Raw genomic sequence first — 22389 nt, forward strand, 5'->3', positions numbered from 1 at the left:
GCTGCGGCTTTCGTGTCGAAGCAAAAAAATTGGCAAGCGATTAAGTGCGCGCATTCTAGGGTGTTTTTTCGGCCTTAGGAAGCGTTGATGAGCGCCTGCCGGGGGATTTTCTGAGTTTCCCCCGGCATTGGTAAAGCGGTCGTTGCGAGCGCGATTCAGATGCGTTCGCGATTAGCGAGAAATCCAATGGGCGCCGACGTCCTTGGATTTTTAACGGCCTTTTCGGCCGCCAGGGCGTTTATCGCGAATTTAGCTGTTCGATCTCCGAGGTCGTCCATCTGGTTCGCTACCAGAGCGAAATCAGCAATGGTGAGATTTTCGAGCGAACCATCATCGGGGAACTGTTCAGGAGGAAGCTGGAGCACATTTGCCCACGCCAGGCGAGCGCGGGAGGCGTCCATGCCGATCAGCTCCAGCCGGTGCCTGAACCGACGCAGAACGGCGGGATCGAGCTCCTTGATATAGTTCGTGGTGCACGCGAACGGCAGCGGGTGGTTATCCATGCAGGTCAGCGCTTCGTTGACCGCGGACTTCTCCCACTGGTTCATCGCGAGATCGCGCGATCGGAGAATAGAGTCGCACTCGTCGAGGATCAGAAAGGCGTCCTCGGCGACGGCCTGCTGAAAGACGCGGCTGATCCCCTTCTCGGTGTCGCTGACCCGCCACCCGGAGATCTCGGAGTACCGCTTGCTGAGCACCTTCATGCCCATTCGCTCCGCGATGTGGCGCGCGACGCTTGTCTTGCTGGTCCCAGGCTCGCCATGCAGCAGAACGCCGATCGGCTTGTCGCGCAGCGGCACCAGTTTCTCGATGAATTCAGGGATGCTCTTTGGAGAGCGGACGTAGCTGAGATCGAAGCGATCTGGCGCCTGCGTTGGGATCGCTTGGTTCGTTTTCGAGCCGGCGAGAAGCTTCTTGCAGCGGCGAACCAGGTCCTCAGTCGAGTCACGCAACGCTGCCAGCTTGATGACGCCGTCGACGTCCTCGACGTTTGTGACGCAGGCGGCAACGCTCCGGCTTGTCGCCTCGTCGATGACGAAGCCATGCCGTTCGCCCATGGCGATGATTGCGTTGGCTTTCTCGGTGAGCTCGTCGGTCGGTAGATTGACGATTTCCGAGAGCGTCCCGATCAGTTCCTCGCTGATCGGCCGCGCGTCCGCGATGATCCAGATGACTGGCGAGAGGAGAGCGTCTGCCTTGTCGCGCAGGATTGTCTTCTGCGGGGTCATCGTGATCGTGTCGAAAACCTGCTGGATCGACGGTGTGTGTTCGTCGACGCCGATATCCACCTGCTGAATGTCCTCGTGGGCGCCAAGCAGATCGAAATGGTCGACGATGACCAGCGGCGGGAGCGCGCCGCCGTTTGCGTGCAGAAGGCAAATCACCTGGTGCGCAACGATGTCGGACAGGAGATCGTTGACGTCGGAGGCAAGGGCGATGACGGGCTTGGTCCCAGAGTCCGCGAGGAAGCGGTGAACGACCTTCAGACCGTGCCTCGGATTTTTGTCACGGATAGCGAAGTGCAGTCCGTTGACGTCTTTGCTTTGGGCAAGCTTGAGCGTTTCGGCCAGCGGCCTGAGAATGCTGTCCTGGGGCGGCGCAATGACCGCGTCAGGGGTGCGATCATAGGAGGGCGCGAGTTCGCCCCGAAGGGCCTGGGCCAGTTTTGGGGCCAACCGCACTGCATTGATGGGCGCGGCGGTGGCGTTAGATCCTTCCGACGCCTGGCATTCGCTGTAGATGCCGCTCAAGCTTTGGGTTTCCCCATCTTTGCAAAGATGGCGCGGCTCGATCAGCAAGGCCTCGAGATAAGCCTGACCAGATAGGATGTCGGCTTTGGCGACGTCTGGGGTGACGGCCCCCTCTTCATAGGCGGCAAGAGCGATGCCGGATAGCGGAACGGCGTCCACCGGCGTCTCGCTTGCTGCGCCTGCGTCGGCGATGAGCAGCAGGTTCTGGACGTGAGTGTCCGCGACGGCCAATGCGACCAGTTTCAGGGCTTCCGGGCCATGGTCCGAGAGTAGCGCTGAGAGGTATTCCGCAGTGATCATCAGATCCCAGGTCGGCTCCCGAAACTTGTCGCCGGCGATCGCGCGGATCGTCGTGAGGTACGGGAACGATGCCGAGCCGTGCTTGAGCGCATTGATGTGCTTGCGCTCCTCGATTGTTGGCTTGCGAACGCCGAAATAGGGACCGTTCTTTATGGCGTAGTTCAGGATGGAGAAAGCGACGTCGTTTTTGCCCTGCAGCATCAATCGGTCGATCATGCGAGCGGCATATGCGAGGCGAACTTCTTCTGCGATCATGATAGGCTTCTAAAAAAATGCGCCGCGTTGGGACGCGGCGCATGAAGGTTGAATTTGGGATTTAAAATATAGTGGACCTAGAGGGACAACTCTTTGAGCCCTGAGACAACATTACTATTGAAGCTCTTTTCATCGAGTACGACAATCGTATCCCGATCGGACACCAGCCGTTGCATTCCGGGGGCAGTGGAAATCTTGTGCGCGGCAGCGATGAGCGCATGAAGCGCTTTTGACGTCTCCGGCGGGATGCTGTCGAAACTTGGGAGGCCGTCCGGAAAAATGAAACCCAGAATGCTCTCCGCATCCGCCGACACATTCGATGCTTTGGCGGCATGCACATGGTCAGGCGGGCTTATTTGCGCAAGGCGGAATGCCTTGAGCATGACCTGCACGGACATATAGATTTGCCCTTCGTGATAGACCGGCCCGGGCCACTCAGAAGGGGCCAGCTTTTGGGCCCGAATTATTGTGAGCAAGTCGGTGGAGAAAATTCTCGGCTTAGAATTTTCGTTCGGCCTGCTGCCGGTTTCGATTTTCGTCATATTAAAAATTGCTGCCAATGAGAGAGTGGTCTGATATTCTATCATAAGCCGAATTCGCAACGGTGATCGTGTTTGCGTCGGCGTGAAAATCAGAGGTTCACATATGGATGATCAGAGCGGTGGCATCGGCCTGGACGATGCACGTGGTGTGTTCGATAAATTCTCAAACCTCGCAAAGGACGGCTTGTCCAACGCTTCGAAGGGCATGCAAGAGATGCTGACCGGCAAAGAAATCGGTCATCCGGAAGCTCCGGAATCCGGCAAGTCGCAGAGCATGAAGCTTGGCGCTGCAATTGGGGTTGCGGCCGAGAAGGGGCTCGATCCGATCACTTACCCGGGCTTTGAGCGCTCGACGCACCAGATCGCAAAGAGCGATTTCGACCGCCAGCGCACAGGTCGGGAGCGGGGGCGGGGCTCGGACGGGCGCGAGTTTGAATGATCCCATCGTCTTTGGCGTCGGCTCTCCATTTTTGGAAGGCTGCGCTTGAACGGTTGCTCCCGGCGCTACAGAGGGCGCCGGGTTTCGATACGATCGCACGAAACGACTGGCTTTGGGCACCGAGCGTTTTCGCCCTGGCGTTGCTCGCGGCCATGTCGCAGTGGTTTATCGTGCCGCTCGTGGCTGTTGGCATCGCTCAGGCGGTTATGTTCCCGCGGGCCGTTGCTATCTGGGGCGGCGCGGTTGCCGGCGCTTGGTGCGTTCTGATTTGGCTGGGCACTGGCTTTTTGGCTGTCGACCCGGGATCTTGGGTTCACCTCGCGCGCAAATGGACAGCAAATGAGGTGATCGGATGGTGGCTGCCGCTGTCATGCTTTACGGCGGTCGCATTATCTCTTGCGTTCCCGCGGGCCGGTGCGCTGCGGCTTGAGTTGTCGATCAGCCGCGGCAATGCTCGAAATATACGGCTATTTTTCATTTCATGGATTTTAATAGCCCTCCCATCGAAATTCATGTTAGGTGAGGGCACATTTTTTATCCGTATTTTTTTATTTCTCGGAGCTCTGATTGTGAGCGCATTTTTTCGAATCGCTTTGGACCAACTCAAGGGGATGGTGGTCAAAAGCGCAAAAGATACCGTAATCGTTTCTGCTGAGCGGCACTCGTCTTCACCCGAGAGAGTGCAAGCGGTCCGGGTTGCATCGGTCATCCGTGAGGTGGAAGCCCCGGTTGCAGCGTCCGCGTTCCAGTCGGCTGAGCGGATCATTTCGGTCGGCTCGAATGAAACGAAAATTTTCGACGCTGAGGACGTGTCTCGAGCACAAGCTGAGATCAATGCGGCGCTCGGTGATGACCGGCCTTGGCCCCACGCGTCCCTCGATCTCAGGGAGGGCATTCCACAGCGGGACCTTCACGCCCTGTTTGCGGGATCGAGCGAGGACGAATTCGAAGATGGCGATGACCCCTATGGGCTTCTGCGCCACCTCTATGATCCAAGCCAGGCACCGGATTTGGATGAGGAGCCGATTGCAACTGCGGCACCCGTAGATCCCGTGGCAGTCCCGGTTTTCTTGGGCGTCGAGTCTGTCGAGTTCGTCGACGAGGAAGATCCCGACGATCTATCCGCCGAGGGAATGGTTGATGCGATCGCTGCTGGCGCGGCGGACATCGACGTTGAGGCCGAGGTTTTTGGCTCGGTTCAGCCTATCGCGGATTTGAGTGAACCGGAGGTCGTCGAAAGCCCTGTCGCACAGTTCGAGATCGCGGACGAGATGCCCGAGTCGTCGGAAGAGGTGGCTGTGCGCGTCACTGCCTCCAAGGCGATGAGGGTGATTGCTGTTTTCAAGCGGCTCAAGGCCGATGATCGTCTTGAAAGCGAGTTTGCGGGGCGGCTTCTTCCGCTTATCGACGAGAGCATCGAGACGGCGCTTTACGAGACTGAAGACGGACGCGATCTCCTCGAACTGCGGTCTGGCTTCCTGGCGGCCACAGCGTTTGACGATGGCTCTTCCGATCCAGTCGAGCCAGAGATTGACCCCGCCGTCGTGCAGACGGAGAGCGAGGCGGATCCAACAACATCCGATCAGGCCTTCGAGGTGCCTGATCTTGTCGAGCCGGTCGAGGATGCCGTGCTCCCGAGTGCTTCTGATGCGGCAAGTGAAGATGCGCCACTCCCTCTGGTGAGCGATGTCACGGACGGCGCAGCTCCCTCAGATGAGGCTCACAGCGATGCGCCGGAGCCCGATCCCAACGCGTCCGAGGTCGATGAGAGGGCGCCTCAAGAGGGGGCCGCCGTCGACGACGATTTCCAGGCGCCAGCCACCTCCGAGAACGCGGCAAAAGAGCCAACCGAAATGCTTGCTGAACTGCCTGAAGTTACCACCGCCACTGCGCAGGAGAACCCCGTGGCCGCAAGCGCCGTCGCAGCAGTCTCGATTGCCGATGACGCGGAATTTGTTCGTCTGAAGGAGTGGCTCGCGATCGAGCCTCTTCCCGTGCACGATATCGATCGCGTTCTCGATGAGCGCGGTCGGGAGCGGCCAGACGATCAGGAAGTCGATTACACGCTTCGTCGCTTGAAGGAGTACGCGCCTTCGCCGTCGACGCGCCGGAACGCGCTTCGGCAGATGTCATCGATTTTGTCCAAGGACGACGAGAATTTCTCGGCGGATGAGGTCGCGCTTATCAAGGGGATCATCAGCGCTGGCTCGGACGTCACTCTCGAGCGCTGGGGGTTCCAGTCTGCGCAGGACGCGAACCGAAAGATCGTGTTCCTGCTGTTCCACGACCTGGTGTCGAAGATGGTCGGGGACATGGAGCAGCGTCTGAAAGATGGCTTCTCGGACCTTGCGGCGGTGACCGCCTATCGCGGTCTGGGCGCATTCATGGAGGATCTGCAGATCGTCTTCCCGCAGCTCGCGGGGATGGCGCAGGATTTCATGGCGCTCCTTGATCGAGCTGAATACGACTTCGCGTTCGCGGGCCGGCAAGACCTGAACCTGCTGGTCGAAGGGGGGCTCGTCGACTCTGTGCCGCGCGGTTCGCCCGGCGCCTCGGTGAACGTTGGCGTGAGCCGTTTGCTCGCCAGCCGTATGCCGGCGTCTGCACAGGAAGCGCTCTCGCGCTTCATCAGCATTGGGAAGCTCATTGAGCCGATCGACCTCATGATCATCGACGAGGGCGTTCGTTCGGGCGAGGCGCCTGAAAAGCACCCCATGCATCCGATGCTGATGGAGCTGCAGTATCGCGGCCTCCTGGAGATCAGGGTGCTGCTCGACGAGCTGAAACGGAGGCCGCAGCTGCGGGCCGAAATTCCGTCGATCATCAAGACACGTCAGGAGGATCTCGGTGCGCGTTATGAGGCCATCGTTCGAAACCAGGACGAGATCGAGCGGACGGTGCTGCGCAATCGCGAAGAGGCCACTCAGCTCGAGCGGCTCAACCTGAGCGTCGCTGCATTGACGTCTGACCTGGCTGAGCGCGATCGCCTCCTTCACGAGTGCGAGGACGCCGCGAGGAAGTTGCCGGTCATGGATGCTCTCGTCAGCGCCGCTCGCCAGTTGGTCGAGCGCGATGGTCGCATGTCACTGGTGGGCTCTTCGAGGCTGAAGGCGCCGGTGGCGGGCGGAGAGATGGCTGTGGTCCTCGTCCACGGGCATGGGATGTCGTGGCAGGTGGTCGACGGAACCAAGCTCGCGACAGGTGACGGGGCGATGGAAATCGACCTCTTGAAGCTCTGCGCGTCCGTGAGAAATTCGCAGGGCTTTAGCGACGAGGGGGTGACGCGCTTGCGCATTGTGATGGTCGCCGGCGAAGTCGGTCGCTTGAGCCATGGCTGCGTGTTCTCGATCGACGAAGCGATGAACGATCCCGCGCGGCTTTTCGGGCCGTCCGAGCTCGACAGCGCGGCTGGTCGGGCGCTCGGGTTCTAAGCGGGCCATGGGCAAGTTGATTTGGTACGCGACCAGCGCGGGGCTGGTCGCGCTGTTGATCTGGACCGCGCTCACGTCGCTGCGCGGTGACTACGATGCGGCACCTATCGAGCAGCGTCGTCTTATTCGTAGTTTTTGAACGGACCCAGTTGTCAGCCCTCTTTTGCGCCTGATATAATTTCATTATCGGAAGCGACGCGGTCGGATTAGGCGCTATTTTCGCTTCCAGCAGGCAATATTCGCGGCAAAGAAAAAGGGATTTAAAATGACCGATACGAACGCGTCGAATTCCGCCCCCTCGCGCGCCGAGGATCGCGCCGCTGCTCAGGCCGAGCGCCTCGAGGCGGCCAAGAAGACAATTTCGGAGATGCGCGACTACAACAACCGCATTGGCATCGCGCTCCCTGACATCCGGGTTCCGACGCTCAACGAGAAGGGCGACTTCTTCTGGAAGGCGCAGCAGCTCCCGATCGACGGCGCCGCTCTCGGCCAGGTTGTCGATCGCCTCGTGAAAGAGGGCAAGATGGGCAAGGACGATCCGGTCAAGTTCGACGGCGGCGAGGTCACGCGTGGCGAGAACGGTCGGTTTCAGTCGTTCACCGTGCCGCTGAAGGCCAAGATGGACAATCCGGTGATCCAGCAGGCCGCATTCCGGACGCTGATGCTCGATCGTGGGCGGCAGTTCCTTGCGGACAAGGACAACATCGCCATGCTTCGCAACACGGCCCGGCAGCCAGGCGAGAACGGCGGCACCAAGAGCGTTCCGCTCACGGGCATCAAGGCGCTCGTGAGGAAAGACGACAAGGCCTACTATGCCTTCGTCGACAAGGACGAACTGCTGCAGCGGCTCGACAAGTCTCCGAAGATCGCACCGTACATCGCCGACGCGGTCGTCAAGATGAACGAGAACTACATCGCGCGATCCGAGAGGCTGAAGTCTCAGACCCAATCGGTTTCCAAAGAGCGCTGAGTGCAGTATAAGAGGGCGGGCAGAGATGCCCGCCCTCTTTCTTTGGTTTCAGCATGATTCATAACGAAGCGAATATTGAGAAGCTATCAGACCGTTTGGTCCTCATTCTGCGAGAACGCGCAGCATCTGCCGAAAAACCCGAGGAGTTTTCCACGGTTGCGGCGCCCCTGATTCAGGATGCGAAGCCGCGGGCAGCGGAGCGATTTGGAATATTCAATCCCCGCGAAATTAAGGGGCTATTTTCGGATACGATGGCGACCTTGGTCGCAGCGAAGATCTCCAAGCCCTCCGTCATCAAGTCGATCCCCGACAAAGTCGTCCAGGACGGCCGCGATCGCGGTGTTCTCAACGGACTGGAGCGGCATAAGATCGCTCTGCATAAGGCAGAAATGCGCAAAGAGGGGCATTCTCGTGCGTCTGCGACGCCTGGGATTGCGGCGAGCGCCGGCGATGGGGCGTTCGCATGATCAGCCCCTATCCCACAATACGTTCAGAGGTCGACGTCGTATGTCGCCCAAATGGCCGATTTTATCTCATCGCGTGGGGAAAGCCGGTCGAGAAGTCGGACTATAAGGACGCAATCCTGTATCTCGATCTCACGGGATCGAGCATGTCGCTTTACTTCTATCACTGCGCGACTGAGGGGCAGAGCAGAAGGCGTGTCGTCGTTGCAGACTCAGACCGCGTCAACGGGTTCATGGTTCCAGCTCTTGCTGGTCAGATGCTGGTCGACGTGCTGTTGATCGACGACCGTTATTCTCTCGAAAATCTCCGTATCGAGGGCATCCAGAATTTCATGGCGACTTGCCGGAAATTGGTTTAATTAGCGATATATGCGGTTTTGCCGCTCGCCGTCATTTTCATAAATCAGCATTTCAAGGAACAGGCTCATGACCGCTCCGGCGATTCTCGTTGGCAACCGTACTGGTGGCCAGGGCAAGACCCTCATTTCTCAGATGATCCACTACGGGTATTCACTCGCCGGCCAGCCGATTTCCGCGTTGTCTGCGGACAGTGCGGAGGTCGGCGCTGAGTCGAAACTCGGCCGCTTTCTGGGCAAGGGCAACGTCGACGAGCTGGGCACCGGCGCCAACATGTCGGAAGTGCTCGAGAACAACCACGAGGCCGTTCGCTATTGGGACCGGCTGGGCAAGCACCTTCGTGATGGATCGTGCGTTGTCGATCTCGGCGCCAACATCCTCCCCCTCGTTTTTCAGTGGGCGCGTGCGCGCAAGGCCGGCCGTTTGCTCAAGGATCGCCGGGTGGTTTTGGTCATTCCGGTGACTGCCCAGGCTCAGTCGATCGCCGATGCCGTCGAGATGCTCAAGCTGGCTGCGGGGAACGAAGATGCGCTGCCGATCGCCGAGCGCTTCGTGGTTCTCAATGACTATCACGGCTCGTTCGCGCGACTGAAGGAGGATCGGACGTTCCTCAAGCTGGTGACGCCAAGCGTTCATGAGCCCAAGACGACGGTCGTCCATCTCGGCAAGGCAAATGTCGAAATCTGGGGCAACATCGAGGCCAAGAACATCAGCTTCGAGCGCCTCTCTGGCATGGAGATCGAGGACTACGAGAAGGTTTTCGATCTGGACATGTTTGCGGCTTCTGGGTCGGAGGCTGCCTTCGATGAGTGGAATGAGAGCACTCTGAAGGCGTTCCGTGGCGCAGGGCTCATTCCACCGGGTGCCGAGCCCTCGGCTGAAACCCATGGGGTTTCGCAGGTCGAGAAAAAGGGAGCGAAGGCAGCGTAGCTGCCTTCTTTGGACCCTTGCATGGCAGAAAATATTCGCACTTTCAGCGATATCGAGAACAAGGCTGCTCGTACGCGTGAGCGTCACGAGCGGCTTCGGGCTGAGCGTCTGAGTGAGATCGTAGGATCGATCGAGCGTGCGATGAACGAGGGAGCTGACGAGATTTCCGTCGTCCTTCAGAGCTTGTCGGAATCGGAGCGGAAAGATCTCTACGATCATTTCCCCGCCTTTCTGACCTCGCTGCAGAGCGCGTCCTCGCTTGAGGACCTCATGGCGATTACGAGGGGTGTCACGGCCCTGAGGACGCGAGTCTCATCGTTGAGCGGGCGTCCTGCCGGCGATCATCATCTGGCCCGGCACGCTTTGGCGTTCGCAAAAGCCCCGAACGCTGATCGGTCAGCGGTCGTGGCGGATCTGGCGCTGGTGGAAAATCCACCTAGCACCCTGGTCGGTGTTCTTGGGCTCTGGATCAGGATCCAGTTTCGCGTGGCAGTGCGGCGCCTGTGGCGCCGCACCTGACCCGTTCAGGCTCGAAGGAAGCTCGGAACCTCGAACTCTTCCTCGGCGGCGCTTGGGGCAGCGCTCGAAAGAGCGTCCAGAGCGGCAAAGCCGTCCAGCTCTTCCTCCGGCTGTTCTGAAGCTTCCGAAGCTGCGGAGGGGGCAGCGAACTCGCTGTCCTGGGTGGTCTCGACGATCGCTTCGCTCGTGGTCGCCAGCGTCGTGTCGGGGGCGGCCACCTCGGACGTGTCGTCTCCGGCTTCAGAGCCTGCCACAAGGCTCTCCACGACCTCTGCGCTGACCGGTGTTGCCTCGAGAGGGAGGTCGCCTGCGCCGGTGTCGGAATCGGCGGTCTCGCCGCTCTCAGCGCGTTCATCAGCGGAACGCTCGACGAGGTCGCCTGTGGACATGTCGGGCTCGACCTTCTCGGTCTCGTCGCCGGCGTCGTTCGCGCTCTCATCGAGATCCCGCTCGTCGCCTGCGGTTTCGTTGGCTGCGGATGCGGAGGTCTCGTTGGCCGGCGCCGATTCAGGCAGGGCAGTCCCCGCGGCCAGCGCAGCAGCGGCTGCGGCGGCGGCTTCAGCGGCCTTCTCGGCATTGGACTTGCGGCCGCGCTTCTTGCCGGTCGGCGAGCTCGGAACGCCGCCTTCGGTTTCGGGCTGAGCCGAGCCTTCGTCCGCCGACGTCTCCTCGTCGATCATCAGGTTCGGAATGCTGACCTGGGCCTCGATCATCAGCGCAGCCTGGCGGGCAACGGTCTCTTCGATCGCCTTCTTGGTTGCGGACGCGTCTTCGGCGATCTTGGTCACCAGGGCTACGTAGTTGGTCCGCGCATTCTCGATGTCAGCGGCATTGGCCTCCTTCTCGCGCGCATGACGCTCGACGAGAACGGACATCTCTTCGCGGTGGCGATTGGCGATCTCGATCTTGAGCGCGAGGCTGCGCTGACTGGCGAGGTGGAACTGCGCCGCGCTCAGAACGTCGGTGTAATGAATTCCCATGTTTTCCTCTTTGGGATTACCTATAAAATAATTCTAGGTCGTTTTTAATGAAGCTATCTGAAACCGCAGATTAGAAAGCCTGCCAACGGCGTTTAACGCTTCCTCCACGTGCGAATGACTCCCGTATCAACGTGCGTGAAGGTGGGGTAGAACCCGACGCCTCCGACCAGCATTGAGTGGACGTATTCCGAAACCTTACCAGGAGCGATTCCGTCGAGCTTGAGATCGCAAGCTTGACGCTTCAGGTGCAGCGAATTGATCGCCGCGCCCTCGGCGCGGAGGAGGTTGTTGGTCGCGATGGTGCGGTAGGCCGAATTGATCACCAGCGGCCTCGTGAAGCCGCTGCCGCGTTGGATAGCCCAGAGCAAATGCAGCAGCTTGGGATCCATGTAGGCAACGGCGTTTTGCCTCCAATCGCGCATGATCCGGCAAACCTGGGTGTAGCCGTGATTGTCGTACAGGCCTGATACCCAGAACAGGACCGTCGCAGTCTCGCCTGTGTGAGGATTCTCAAGCCACAGCCCACGCGTGTCGGGGAGGCCGGCGGTCGTCGGCTTCGCAGCCTGGTCGATCTGGATAAGGTCTTTGGTGGTGAGCCCACCGTTCATGCGCGAGAGGGCTACCTCCGCAGGCGTGGTTGTCGATTGCGCGCATGTTGGTATGGCAAGTCCAGCCAGACCCAAAGCGCCCGTGAGAATGCCGCGCCGCGTGGGCGGGGACCGATCGAAAATGCTCATAAAATTCCGCGGCCTTTGAAATTATCGAGGTCTTTTAGCATATTGGCTACCGCCGGATCGAGCACGAAGCGGTCCTTATCGAGGATTTCAGCAGGGATGGATGTCACCCTCCATCCTGAATTTTCCAGCTGAGCGCGCTCTGACTTTTCGTCGAGGGCGTCTGCAAGACCAATAATCTGAATGGCCGCCAAATTCTGACCGTCTGAGGTCACCAGGACGTTGTGGTCATTGTCTCGAACCCCGTACCCATTCAGCTTGAGGACTCGAAAGAGGGGGGTTGGGATGACGGCCGCGGCTTCTAATTCCCTGTGGCCTGAATAGCTAAGGAGAAAGTCGGCTAGCGCCCCAATAGGCGTTCGGGCAAATGGATCTAACCCGCTGGTTTCGACGCTGGAAAAGACCTCTGTGCGTTTCCTAGCGCGTGTGAGGCAGACGTTTAGAACCTTGTGGCCGTCGATGTCGCTGAGGATGCCGAAGTTTCGTCTTTGAAATCCGCGGCTGTCAGGGCCGTGCGTAAGCGATAGGTAGACGACGTCATATTCCACGCCCTGGCATGCGCTGGCGTGCATCACCGAAATTCGTTTGTACCCGATGGGATCGGCAGCTCTGATCCTTTTGGCAATGACGACGCACTGCTGGTAAGTCGCAGCTATGACGGCGATGGTTGATGTCTCATCGGAAGCGAGCTGGTGAAGCACGCGCTTTGTGAGCGCATCCGCTTCCGCAAGGTTGGTCCAACCTTCGAAGGTTCCCCGCACCTCGTGGAGGATGCAGCCGTATTCGCCCCGTGGATGGAGCGAAGGCGCGGCTATGAGGCGCCGCATGTAGAAGCGTTCATTCGAGAAATCGATGAGACTGGGGTGTTTCGAGCGATAATGGCGGGTGAGATGAACCGCGTCGAGTTTCGCGACGCGCGCAGCCTCCAGGATGCTCATGTCGCCATCCATCGCGACCGATCCATCTTGTGAGAATTGAATGATGATCGACGGTCCGCATTGTTGATGGTCCCCGACGATGACCACCTGTTTCGCCGCGGCAATTGCTGGAAGGGCATACGACATCCGCATCTTGGACGCCTCGTCGATAATGACAATGTCGAACGACCAGTGAGGCGGTATCGCTGCGAGATAGCCGACAGCCGTTGTGATTGTGATGATGGGCCGCCTCGGCTCAGGGATGGCGTTCAGATCGTCGCGAAGGTCCGCCATACGGCCGTGGTTTCCACGAAGGCTCGTTGAGTCGTCGACCGAGAGATCCAGCATGTCGCCGGCGGCGACCCTGGATCCGAGGCGCTCGATAATGGGGGCCAGCGCTATAGCGGCTTCAGAAAGCAGCAAGACGCGCTTACCGGCCTCGGTGACGTGCGCGATGATGTTGGTGATCGTCTGCGTTTTGCCGGTGCCAGGCGGTCCATGGACGATGATACTCCGTCCGGCCGATGCCAACGCGACCGCCTGATACTGGTGAGTGTCGCAAGGCAGGTGCGTTTCGATCGATCCGGAGAAATTCTCGATGTCGGCCCTGCCAGGATCTTCCTTGTGGGCGGGGTGAAGCAGGTTGCTGACGAGAGGGTGTGAGGCGAACGTGCCATCGAAAGCGACGTCGAGCCGTTCGGCGAGCATTGTCCTCACGGTGCTGAACAGCCCGATGGCGGCATGGTTCGAGAAGCCCTTGACGCGGGTATGCGACTTCTTTGGCCTGTAGGACAAAGGGTCATCGGCAGGGATCGAGGATTTCTGGAGTCCAAGCCGCTGCAAGAGGGGCTCATTCAACATCGGTCTGCCAGCTTGCCGAACCATATAGGTACCGGCTGGGTTGCGCTCTGCCTTCAGAGGCACGAGCAGCAGCGGGGCAGTCCTGGGCTTGACCTCAGCGGACTCTGCCCATTCGACGAAGCCGAGCGCGCAGTAGAGAGATGACAGTCCATGCTCGAGAATAATCTGGTCATCGAGCGAGGCTATCAGCTCGAACTGGGAAACGTCATCTTTGGCAGGGGCCAGAATTCCCCTGCCAATCTCAAATTCGTCGCCGCTAGCGAGGGCTACATGGACCGCCGTCGCGTCGGCATCGATAAAGAGCGTTCGGCTGCCGCCCTTAGGCAGGTTATACAGCGTGCTGCGATTATTCTGGACAGAAATTAGCGCGCGAAATTTCGCGATAGCAGCTGAGATGGTGTTTTCGGTCATTTTCCGAGTGCCGGCCTTGGGCCGGCAATGTCACCATTTGCCGGCGTCTCTGAGATTGGGGATGTAGCGCTTCTCTATCACATCCTGGCCCAGATATCCCGGAGCTGCGGCCAAAAATGCAGAGAGGCAGATATTCGGAATAGCGGAGACGTAAGCCATCGCGCGCTCCGCATTATCGGACGGGGATTTTGAGTCGCTGAACTCCTCCGTGAGGAGCGTTGAAAACGTTTCTTTCAGCGGGAGCCGTGAATTTGTCACCAAGTCCGCTGTCGCTTGCATCAGAGTTTCGCGGTAGGCCTGATTTGCCAATGGAGCAACGAAAATTGGCATCCCTGGGCGAGGCTGCGCGAGCGCATTTCCGTAGGCCGTCCCCTCGATCATGAACCTGTAAAAGGTCAGAGGGATGCGCATTGATGCGCGCACTGGAAACAGTTGGCTATTGCCCTTGATCTCGACCAGGCCCGGGTTGGCGTTGTCCTCCGCCCAACTCGTCGGATCGACCTGCAGTTGCCGATAAAACGCGACGGAGGGTGCCTTGAAGGCGGCAAGGCGCACGTCTCTCGAAGCTGCGACGACTCTCGTGACGGCTGCTTCGCCCCCCAGCATCTGCAACGCGGTCGCCGTGAGACTGTCGGGATCCCACTCTGTCCCTTTGCCGATATTCGCGACATAGTTGACCGTGTAGGTCGCAAGCGCATCTTCGATTTCGCCGAAGCGCTGGTTGGCGGCGCCCTCGATCGCGCGGACACGCGCGCCTTCCTTCGATCTCTGCTGTCGCTCGAGCCATGTGGCCAAGCCGCCGAGTGCTGTGGCGCTGAGCGCATTGTGCATGTGTCGGACGGAGCAGCCGCTCTTGATAATTCGCGATAGCGGTGTTTGTCCGGGGCCGCCGTCGTCAACAAGCGGACTTGTCTGTGCAAGGGAAAAATTCGGTTGAACGAAAGCGATCCCGAGCGTAAATGCTATGGAAATTGAACGAGAAAACATTTTTGCCCGTAGTTGGTTTGAAGCGGCCACTGCGATTTTTATATTTCGAATGCCCGTTATTGTGAAGGTGCTAGATGGCCAATTCGCCAGAGACGCAAACGCCGTCGCTGAATGAAAGCGCGTCCAGTTTTTTTGAGACGCTGCAATCCGGCTCGTCGGAGGCGATCAAGTGGGCGGCCGAGAAATTCGGCATGGTCAATAAGCTCATTGACGGAGCTGTCGATTCCCAATTCAAAAACATTGGTGAGGTCGGCAAATCGATGATGGAGTTCGCCCAGAAGGCGGCCACACCGGAATACTGCTGGTCCTGCAAAACCTACAAATCGCTCTACGATGGCCTCCACGACATCCTCGTGAAGATGTACGAGTCGCTTGTCGACAAAACGACGGAAATCGTCGGCCTCGCGCTTATCATTCTGATGATCGTCCTGTGTTTCAAGGTCTTAAAGATCATCGCTTCTCCGTTCCGCGAGAATATCTCGGCGGAATGGATCGGGGTTTACACGTTCCTTCTGCGTTGCGGGGTCATCTTCCCCATATTCCTTTTTTCGTCGACCATGGCAGGCGTCAAGGACAACGGTTCGTTCTCGCCGGTCTCCGACCTGTTCATTTCAGGGCCGCTCGCGCTCGGGAGTGAGATCGGCATGAGGCTCGCCCAGGCATCTTGCACACTGGGCAAAGACGGTGCGCTCACAGCGCTTCCAATTTGCCAGAGCGCCACTTCGAGCACTGCAACGAATTCGGATAACCTGACCGAGCTCGAAAAGGCTCATCAGGAAAAGGCCGGGAGCATCCTTCTGACGTTTCACAAAATTGGCGTCACGGGAGTGACCGGCGGGATCTGGACTGCGACCCAGCTGCCCAGCAGCGAGGGCATGGGACTGATCAGTCGCATCACCTACATGATCGGCGGTGTCATCCTCGCGATGATATACTTCATGCTCACCGTGACTTTTGGATTTCGCTACGTGGATGCACTTGTACGCATGATGGTCGTGGGTTCACTTGTGCCAATCTTCGTTTTTCTTTGGATCTTCGATGGCACCCGCCAGATCGCGATGAAGGCACTTCGGCAAGTCTTGTTTGCAGCCACGGCCTTTGCCGTCTCCGGCGTCGTCGTCGTGGTGGCGGCCTATGTCATCGTCGCCGGCTACGCCCAGGCCTTTCCGGGGAATTCGGACGTGTTCTCGCCCTCCTTCTGGAGCGCGCAAAAGGTCGGCAGCTTCGACTGGATGGCGTATTTCTACATCGTCGGCTGCGCGCTGGTGGTGACCAATCTGTCAAAGGCGATCTTCTCGATCGCGTCGGAACTCGTGGAATCCAACGGCATGACCGGCATGGGCGAGCAGATGGAAAACCAGACCAACAGCGCCAAGGATTTCGCCCAGTCGACAGCCCTGTCGGTGGTTCGGAGGTAAGTGATGCATATCCTCAACATCGCCGGCGACGACAGCGTCGCCTGGATCAAAGACGAGGTCGCCTGCGCCGAGGCGCTCGCCTTCGCCAAGGCCGGCCGGGTGTTTGGACGGTTTCGTCTGACGCCGCTGCTCGACCCGGAACCGTTCGACTACGTGCTCGGACCCTTTGTCCATGTCGGGGCCCTGACGGACGCATTCGGCATCTATCTGAAGGGCGTTGCAGCCCTCTCGGGCGATCTGGTGCTCAAGACCAGACCCGGCAGCACGCCTGTTCCGACGCTGCCGGACCTGCCGGGCTATCGCTCCCCGCAGCAGCGGCCGATGCATCCGGAATTTGCGGGGAAGGTCCTGCTCAAGCTGCAGGAGTGCCTCGATGCCGGGGACGCCGCCATGGCGGCGGGGTTGCGCTTCGAGAAGGACTACGCCGGCGACATCGTCGATGATCGGGATGCGAGCTTCTACGCCAGCACGCTCGATGTCCGCGTCGGTGGCCAACCCGCTGCGAGCCCAACGAAGGTCTTCATCGAAAAGCTCGAGGCCGCGGCAGCCGCGCCTGTGGTGGCGGCTGCGCCTGCCGCGCAGCTCTTGATCCCGCCGCTGTCTTCAGACGAGCGCGAGAAGGCAGAGGCCAAGCTGTTCGAGCTCCCCGTGATCTCTCGGAGGCCGTCGCTTCGTGCGCAAGCCATTCCGACGGGGGCCATCTCTGCGCGCTTCCCGATCGGAGGCGAGAGGAATACGAGCCGTCTGGTGGCCCGCACCCCTATCGACTGGTCCGGACTGCCAGTCCGCGTGGTCGAGCAGCGGTTGACCGACGAGCAATCGCTGCTTCGAGCGGATCTTGTGAAACGAAAGCGAGCGTAGGCCGCAAGGAAAAGGCCCGCCGGTTTGATCCTGGCGGGCCTTTTTTCATTTGTATAGGCGTTGCCTTGTGGCGCCGGGGCTGCGCGCCGGCGGGGCCGTCACGGTCGGTGGTCCATCAATCCAGTATCGATCGAGCATTGGCCCCTGGCGAACAAGGTAGGCGTTGTTGGATATGGGAACCAGGCGTTCCGATCCAGCTTCCGGGGCATCACTGATGGCTCCGCATCCACCAGTTACTGCTGCAAGGGCGACTACGGTGGCCAAGATTGCGAGCGTCTTCATGTTCACTGAGCCTGGAGCTGGGGGTAGATGCGGGAGATGCGCGTGCGCTCTGCCGTGAGAATGTCGCCGAGATCGCACTGCTGCGCCCAGGCGATCGTCAGAAGTCGCCCCAACGTCTCGTGACGAGATATTGTCGCTGACACGGAAACCAGGTCGTCATGGATCTGGTTCTTCGTCGCCGGGATCTGCGGCGTCCCCTCCAGCGCTTGCTTGTAAGCGACGGTGATCATGTTGCAGACCTCCGTCGGCGTCGCAATGCGTCGCGGTTGCTGCGTGGTGTCGTTGGCGTGGCCGGCGCTCGAGGCGAGCATTGCCACTGCAAAAATCGGAATAAACCTCATTGAATTATTCGCTCCGGAAATTCGATATAATAATGCGTATATTCGGATTTAGGCGCTTGGGCTAGCGAGCGTTGAAGCCGCGAAAGGGTTCGGCGTCCAGCGATGGAGCGCGATCAATTCCGCTTTGGCTCTTTTTGCCCGCAGCGGGAAATGGCCTGAAACGCAGTTTGTGTCGATCGTCCATCGGGGGATCTTGCTCGCAACGGCGTGAGTGCGGAATGCGGTTGCGTAGCGCCTGTGCGCGTCACGGCGATCGATGCCGGCCGCGGCGGCATATCGGCGAGTGAGCCGGTCAAGACCGGCTTGTCCTTGATGGGCCAGGATCCGCCCGGGATGAAAGAGTTCGTGGCAATTTCTGCAGAGTGGCCAAACCGCCTCAAGAATGACGGTCCCATTGAGGTCATAGCGCCAGCGCTCATGGGCCTCGATCGTGCCTCCGTGAGTTCCTGGCAGGCACAGATATCGGCAATTGCCATTGGCCTCGGCTAGCGCTTCGTCTCGCACGCGATTCCAGGACGACGCAGCGCATATGGAAGCAAGCGAGCATCCCCATAACGGCTTTGGAATCAGGCGGACATCCTGGTCGGAAAAGGGATGCGCGCTCATTGCTTTGCGAGGAATCGCGTCGGGAATTCTGAAGGGTTCATCAGCTCCCCCGGCGCGCCCAGGAGGGCCAAAGGTCGCTGGGGCGAGCGAGACGTGACCGCCACCACCGGTCGAGCAGCTGCGCGGGGAGGGGCTTCTGCCATACGCAGCTCGACCCAACTCGTGGAATTGAGATCGCCGGAGGAAGCCGGCGAGGAAAATGCCTCCTGCTGGATGCCCATAGGAGTTTGGCCCGGTGCCCGGGTAGCATCGGCGGCCCCGAGGTTCGCGGTGGGGTCGACGTAGGCCTGCTTGATGTCGGTGGTCTGACAGGCCGTCAGGGCCAGACACATGAGAATGGAGAGCGCACGCATAGGGGCCACATTGCGGGGGTTAAACACGATTTAATTGGAATTTTTGCGCTTATGACGCTACATAGATCTTATCACATTTTTTGACGCAGCGCGTTCGCGCCGATCATTTTTATAGGTCATTTCATGCACCGCATTCTTTCGCTTTCCGCGGCGGCAGTTCTTTCTGGATTTCTGGGTGGGTGCGGCGATGCGACGATCGTCGCCGGCGACGAGGCGTCGGTCCGGAGCTCATACGAGAACGTCGTTTCGTCCCTGCACAAGAACAAGACGCAGCAGCAGGGATTTCCGCTTGCCTTGCTTCGAGCCGTGACCCCGATCGAGTATGCGCCGCCAAGGGACGATTTCGATCCCGATGTTGAACTCAAGCTCTCGACGGATCGGGGCGTTTTGCCTGCGGAGGGTAGTGCAGAGTACGTCTCGGCCGTTCAGCGCAATGCGCATCGGGTCGATGGAATGTCGCCACCCTCGATTGTCGACGTTTACGTGTCTCAGGACGGCGCGCTCCTTTCTCGACAGGAGCAGTGGGCCCGAAACTGGCAGGCCAGAACACGCATTCGATCCAAGAACGAAGTCGAAGAGGCTTCGCGGCGGCGGGTACTTCTAGGACGCTTCAAGGCCATCAAGCCTGCCTATTGGTGGGAGGGCGGCCGGCCATATCTCAAGTTCTTCATGCACAACCCGCTCGATGTGGCCCTCGACCGGGTCGCAATTGACTTCGATCTGTTTGATCCCACCGGAAACCAGATGCTGGGCTCGTCCAGGGTCGAGGGAGTGCTGCGCACCTCATTGCAGCCTGGCGTCGAAGGCACCGTGCTGATCGATCTGTCGAGGTACGAGGCATTGGCTCGTCCGCAGTTCCGAAATCTCGGTGAGACGCTTCAGGTTCAGCTCGCCTTTCGGAATGCGTGGTCGCAGGACCGAAGCTTGATCGACCGCGAAAGTGTGGATGACGACGTTGCCCGGAAGCGAAACCAGGCGGTGATCAATCTCCTCGCGCGAATTCAGGTGGCGAAGGCCAACCTGTCGAAGTTCCGCGTCGCCTTCGCGGAGCGATAGTCCGATGGCGCGAACGTCTTTGAGAGGCGCACGCTGGGGAGGCCTTGATCAGCCGCCCGTGAAGGTCGCGCTGTTCGATCAGTTTTTGCTGGATCGGGGGAAGAGCAAGCTCGCGTTGGATCTGAGCCTCGATGACGCCCTTTTCATCGCAAGTTGGCAGAGTGGGTTCTGTGAGGCTGTCGAGCTCGTGACCAACGCGATCTCGGCCGGGGAACGCATTTTCGTGTTCGGCGACTATGATGTCGACGGGATGACGTCTGCTTCGATTTGGCTGCGCGTCCTGAGGGCGCTGGGAGCCTCCGTGGACGTTCTCATCCCATCACGCGCCGACGGGTACGGATTGTCATTAAAGGCCGTCCAGCAGGCGTCTGACGCCGGCGCCAGCCTGTTGATCTGTGTCGACTCCGGAACTGATCGGGTGCGCGAAATCGAACTGGCCTCGCAGTCTGGTTTGCGGAGCTTGGTGATCGATCATCATTTGCCGAAGGGAGGCAGGGCGGAGGCGTCCTGCCCGACCGTTCTCATAAATGGTCATTTCTCCGCCGATCCGATGCTGGCGAAGCTTTGTGCGGCTGGACAGTCCTACGCGATTGCGTCGGCAGTGTTCGATCGGTTGGAGGCCTCTCTTGAGGTCGCCGTTCGATCCTCGGTTCGGCAGCACCTTCTCCAGTACGCGATGGTCGGGACCATCTCGGACATGATGGACATCGGGCCCGGCTTCAATCGCGCGATCGTCACCGCGGGCCTGGATGAACTCCGATCTGATCCTGTTCCAAGTTTGCGTGCGCTGTTGGGGGCTCTTTTCAAGGGCGCGGATGAGAAAATTGGAACCTCGACGATCTCGTTTGGCGTTGGCCCCGCGATCAACAGTGCTGGTCGCTTCTCTTCCCCCGAAATTGCGATCGGCTTGCTCATGTCCGATGCGCCTGGTGATGCGGAGGTTTTCGCCGCGCGCCTTGTAGAACTCAACGATGGCAGAAGGCAGCTCCAGAGTGCCATGTTCGACGAGGCCATGGGCGCCGTCGACCGCAACCGTCCGATCGCCGCTTTCGTCGGTGATGACTGGGAAAAAGGGCTGGTTGGGCTGGTTGCGAGCGGAATGGTCGACGCGTTGCAGGTGCCGGCGCTGGCCGCAACTCGGATCGGCGATGTCATCCATGGTTCGGGCCGGAGCGTCCCGGGCTTCGATCTCGGCCGGGCCGTTATTGCGGCGGTTCAGGCCGGCATCCTCCTGGGCGGCGGCGGTCATGCTGCAGCCTGCGGGTTCCAGTGTGCTCCCGAGCAGTGGGAGAGCTTCCGCCTGTTCCTCGAGGAGGATGTTTTGCGGGCTGATCACGGCGCGACGAGCCATGTTGATATGGTCATCGACGTGGCGGCGTTGAACGTCGATGAAATTGGCGCGTTCTCGGGCCTAGCCCCGTACGGACAAGGATGGCCGCAGCCGGTGATCGGTATCCCGTGCACGCTCTACGAGGTGGCAGTCATCGGGAAAAATAAGGACACCATTCGCGTGAACGCTGGCTTCAAGGGCGTTGCGTTTCGCGCCAGTCACAATGGGCTGATGAAGCTTCTTGAGAGCCGAGGGCGGAAGGCAATCGTCATTGGCGAGCCTGTCATTTCCGAATTTGGCGGATCGCTTAGTGCTGAGATGAGGATACGTGATGTTGTCGTTCTCTAGTGCCGTTCGCCTAGCGGCGACGGTTGCGCTTCTACAGATCGCGACAGCAGCGCAGACGAATTCCCAGATGGCACAGGATGCCCTCATTGACCCAGAGGGCGCAAAGCTCGCGGCGTCGTTGGTTCCCATCTACGAGTCTCTGGCTCACCACCGGCTTTTCGCTCTGCCGCAAGGGAGCGCGCCCGAGTACGGCCGGCCGATCACGGATCTGACACGCGACGACGTTTGTGGATGCTATTTTGCGGATGACGGCGGCGCCGTAAATGCAGAGCAATGTGAGCCCATCAAGAAGTCCGGCAGCGAGCGGCACGCGAAGCTCGGGATCCTCCGAATTGTCGATTACGACAGGTTGAGGAGGTCTGCGCTTCCGAACCCAGACGCTCACAAGGAAATGGCGGTTACGAGCGCTCTCGGGATGGTGGAGCGCAACAAGCGTCTCGAGCTCCAAACTGCGATGAGGGTTGCCGTATCGGACCCTCATCTCGTGCTTCTGGCGCCATCTCCTGTGGCTGAGCGCGTCATGGGATCATCAATCGGGAAGGTCGAAGGCGGGCGCCGTCCCTGGGACACGTGCGATATGGTCCTGGGAGATCACACGTTTGTCCCGCCGGCGGCTCTGAACGGCTTCATCGCACGCGCGCTTTTGTATGCGGCGCAGGCCTATAAGGTGGATGTTGGGTACCCACTCGGCACTCTCATGAAGGTGTCGGCGGACAACCCAGCAACGCCGTGGGAGATGGCGAGAAATATTCTGATCAATCGGTATCAGCGACCCTACAAGCTGAACCCGTTCATCCCGGTTCCCGAGGGTCTGCCAAAACGGGCCACAGCTCGATAGGTCGCATTCCCTCAGAGTCCGTCCCGGAACTCATGACGCTCGCGCGATGCGGCGGATAAGAACCATGGCGGCGGCTGCGTAGAGGAAGGCCGTCGCGGAGGCGATGGT

Annotated in this window: 20 protein-coding genes; 13 read left to right on the forward strand and 7 right to left on the reverse strand. The window is 59.7% G+C overall.

Features of this window, described 5'->3' with window-relative positions:
• Positions 1-155 precede the first annotated feature (155 nt).
• Together ACFPN9_RS13135 and ACFPN9_RS13140 are read right to left on the reverse strand one after the other, a co-directional pair.
• Complete coding sequence (locus ACFPN9_RS13135; RefSeq protein WP_377817171.1) at positions 156-2306, reverse strand: ATP-binding protein; 2151 nt, start codon at positions 2304-2306, stop codon at positions 156-158.
• A gap of 77 nt (positions 2307-2383) precedes the next feature.
• Positions 2384-2848, reverse strand: a complete 465-nt coding sequence (locus tag ACFPN9_RS13140) for a hypothetical protein (RefSeq protein WP_156451680.1) — start codon at positions 2846-2848, stop codon at positions 2384-2386.
• A 103-nt stretch (positions 2849-2951) separates the two neighbouring features.
• Here ACFPN9_RS13140 and ACFPN9_RS13145 point away from each other — a divergent pair, with 103 nt between their 5' ends.
• From ACFPN9_RS13145 to ACFPN9_RS13180, 8 genes are all read left to right on the forward strand, one after another.
• Positions 2952-3287 carry a hypothetical protein gene (locus tag ACFPN9_RS13145; protein WP_068078591.1) on the forward strand — a complete coding sequence of 112 codons (336 nt, stop codon included), beginning with the start codon at positions 2952-2954 and terminating at the stop codon, positions 3285-3287.
• Positions 3284-6718 carry a hypothetical protein gene (locus tag ACFPN9_RS13150; protein ID WP_377817172.1) on the forward strand — a complete coding sequence of 1145 codons (3435 nt, stop codon included), beginning with the start codon at positions 3284-3286 and terminating at the stop codon, positions 6716-6718. The genes ACFPN9_RS13145 and ACFPN9_RS13150 overlap by 4 nt, the downstream gene beginning before the upstream one ends.
• A 7-nt stretch (positions 6719-6725) precedes the next feature.
• The gene (locus ACFPN9_RS13155; protein WP_377817173.1) at positions 6726-6857 is read left to right on the forward strand and encodes a hypothetical protein; all 132 of its coding nucleotides are present in this window, start codon (positions 6726-6728) and stop codon (positions 6855-6857) included.
• Between the two features lie 126 nt (positions 6858-6983).
• Entirely contained in the window at positions 6984-7688 is a 705-nt protein-coding gene (locus ACFPN9_RS13160) for a hypothetical protein (protein ID WP_377817174.1), read from the forward strand.
• A 53-nt stretch (positions 7689-7741) separates the two neighbouring features.
• Positions 7742-8155 carry a hypothetical protein gene (locus ACFPN9_RS13165; RefSeq protein WP_156451679.1) on the forward strand — a complete coding sequence of 138 codons (414 nt, stop codon included), beginning with the start codon at positions 7742-7744 and terminating at the stop codon, positions 8153-8155.
• Positions 8152-8511 carry a hypothetical protein gene (locus tag ACFPN9_RS13170; RefSeq protein ID WP_068203668.1) on the forward strand — a complete coding sequence of 120 codons (360 nt, stop codon included), beginning with the start codon at positions 8152-8154 and terminating at the stop codon, positions 8509-8511. Before ACFPN9_RS13165 ends, ACFPN9_RS13170 begins: the two co-directional genes overlap by 4 nt.
• Before the next feature lie 67 nt (positions 8512-8578).
• Entirely contained in the window at positions 8579-9439 is an 861-nt protein-coding gene (locus ACFPN9_RS13175) for a hypothetical protein (RefSeq protein ID WP_377817175.1), read from the forward strand.
• 21 nt (positions 9440-9460) lie between these two features.
• Positions 9461-9958 (forward strand): hypothetical protein, encoded by a 498-nt coding sequence (locus ACFPN9_RS13180; protein ID WP_377817176.1) that lies wholly within the window; start codon positions 9461-9463, stop codon positions 9956-9958.
• Positions 9959-9963: 5 nt separating this feature from the next.
• Here ACFPN9_RS13180 and ACFPN9_RS13185 read toward each other — a convergent pair whose 3' ends face one another.
• The 4 genes from ACFPN9_RS13185 to ACFPN9_RS13200 all read right to left on the reverse strand — a co-directional run bounded on the left by ACFPN9_RS13185 (position 9964) and on the right by ACFPN9_RS13200 (position 14692).
• The gene (locus tag ACFPN9_RS13185; protein ID WP_377817177.1) at positions 9964-10833 is read right to left on the reverse strand and encodes a hypothetical protein; all 870 of its coding nucleotides are present in this window, start codon (positions 10831-10833) and stop codon (positions 9964-9966) included.
• A gap of 197 nt (positions 10834-11030) precedes the next feature.
• Positions 11031-11546 (reverse strand): peptidoglycan L,D-endopeptidase MepK, encoded by a 516-nt coding sequence (locus tag ACFPN9_RS13190; RefSeq protein WP_068203657.1) that lies wholly within the window; start codon positions 11544-11546, stop codon positions 11031-11033.
• A gap of 125 nt (positions 11547-11671) precedes the next feature.
• Positions 11672-13861: an AAA domain-containing protein gene (locus ACFPN9_RS13195; RefSeq protein WP_377817178.1), complete on the reverse strand. Its 2190-nt coding sequence runs from the start codon at positions 13859-13861 to the stop codon at positions 11672-11674.
• A gap of 30 nt (positions 13862-13891) precedes the next feature.
• Positions 13892-14692 (reverse strand): hypothetical protein, encoded by an 801-nt coding sequence (locus ACFPN9_RS13200; RefSeq protein WP_068203653.1) that lies wholly within the window; start codon positions 14690-14692, stop codon positions 13892-13894.
• Between the two features lie 230 nt (positions 14693-14922).
• On the opposite strand from ACFPN9_RS13200, the gene ACFPN9_RS13205 reads away from it, so the two are divergent.
• Together ACFPN9_RS13205 and ACFPN9_RS13210 are read left to right on the forward strand one after the other, a co-directional pair.
• Positions 14923-16266 carry a hypothetical protein gene (locus ACFPN9_RS13205; RefSeq protein WP_068078612.1) on the forward strand — a complete coding sequence of 448 codons (1344 nt, stop codon included), beginning with the start codon at positions 14923-14925 and terminating at the stop codon, positions 16264-16266.
• Positions 16267-16269: 3 nt separating this feature from the next.
• Complete coding sequence (locus ACFPN9_RS13210) at positions 16270-17127, forward strand: hypothetical protein (RefSeq protein ID WP_377817179.1); 858 nt, start codon at positions 16270-16272, stop codon at positions 17125-17127.
• Positions 17128-17411: 284 nt separating this feature from the next.
• Here ACFPN9_RS13210 and ACFPN9_RS13215 read toward each other — a convergent pair whose 3' ends face one another.
• Positions 17412-17639 carry a hypothetical protein gene (locus ACFPN9_RS13215; protein WP_156449885.1) on the reverse strand — a complete coding sequence of 76 codons (228 nt, stop codon included), beginning with the start codon at positions 17637-17639 and terminating at the stop codon, positions 17412-17414.
• A gap of 1193 nt (positions 17640-18832) precedes the next feature.
• Here ACFPN9_RS13215 and ACFPN9_RS13220 point away from each other — a divergent pair.
• The 3 genes from ACFPN9_RS13220 to ACFPN9_RS13230 all read left to right on the forward strand — a co-directional run bounded on the left by ACFPN9_RS13220 (position 18833) and on the right by ACFPN9_RS13230 (position 22281).
• Complete coding sequence (locus ACFPN9_RS13220; protein ID WP_068203647.1) at positions 18833-19765, forward strand: hypothetical protein; 933 nt, start codon at positions 18833-18835, stop codon at positions 19763-19765.
• A 58-nt stretch (positions 19766-19823) separates the two neighbouring features.
• Positions 19824-21443 (forward strand): single-stranded-DNA-specific exonuclease RecJ, encoded by a 1620-nt coding sequence (locus ACFPN9_RS13225; RefSeq protein ID WP_377817180.1) that lies wholly within the window; start codon positions 19824-19826, stop codon positions 21441-21443.
• A gap of 67 nt (positions 21444-21510) precedes the next feature.
• A complete protein-coding gene (locus tag ACFPN9_RS13230) occupies positions 21511-22281 on the forward strand; it encodes an HNH endonuclease family protein (RefSeq protein ID WP_377817181.1) in 771 nt (256 codons plus the stop codon).
• Positions 22282-22389 lie beyond the last annotated feature (108 nt).

The sequence above is a fragment of the Allobosea massiliensis genome, assembly GCF_042655245.1.
GTDB classification, from domain to species: Bacteria; Pseudomonadota; Alphaproteobacteria; order Rhizobiales; family Beijerinckiaceae; genus Allobosea; species Allobosea massiliensis.